The 454-nt window shown below is 55.9% G+C and carries 1 protein-coding gene; it reads right to left on the bottom strand.

Annotation, left to right across the window (positions count from 1 at the left end):
* The coding region (locus KP705_RS17660; protein ID WP_215765223.1) for a recombinase family protein at window positions 1-454 on the bottom strand (454 nt) is incomplete at both ends.

Raw genomic sequence — 454 nt, 5'->3', positions numbered from 1 at the left:
TCCGGCGAAGCTCTTTTTGCTGACGTTCAGAAAGCTTGGGTTTCTTTCCGCGTAGTTTACCTTTGTCGCGTGCAACGGCCATCCCTTCACGAGTACGCATCCGGATCAGATCGGCTTCAAACTCCGCGAAAGTCGCAAGGATGTTGAAGAACAACTTGCCCATTGGATCAGACGGATCGTGAATACTGTTCCCAAGTTGAAGCTTCACGCCACGGGATGCCAGGCTGTCGCCAATAAGCCGTGCATCAGGGACAGAGCGGGCCAGTCGATCAAGCTTTGGTACGACCAAAGTATCGCCACTACGAACAGCCGCCAGTGCCTGGTCAAGGCCGGCCCTTTCCCGGTTCGTGCCGGTGAAGCCCTTGTCGGTGTAAATACGATCGGCAGAAACACCGAGTTTGAGCAGTTCCTGATGCTGGGCCGCGAGATCCTGTTTGTCCGTCGAGCAGCGGGC

Source organism: Gluconobacter sp. P1D12_c, from assembly GCF_018812105.1.
Classification (GTDB): Bacteria; Pseudomonadota; Alphaproteobacteria; order Acetobacterales; family Acetobacteraceae; genus Gluconobacter; species Gluconobacter oxydans_A.
This window is presented reverse-complemented; position numbering and strand designations above follow the sequence as displayed.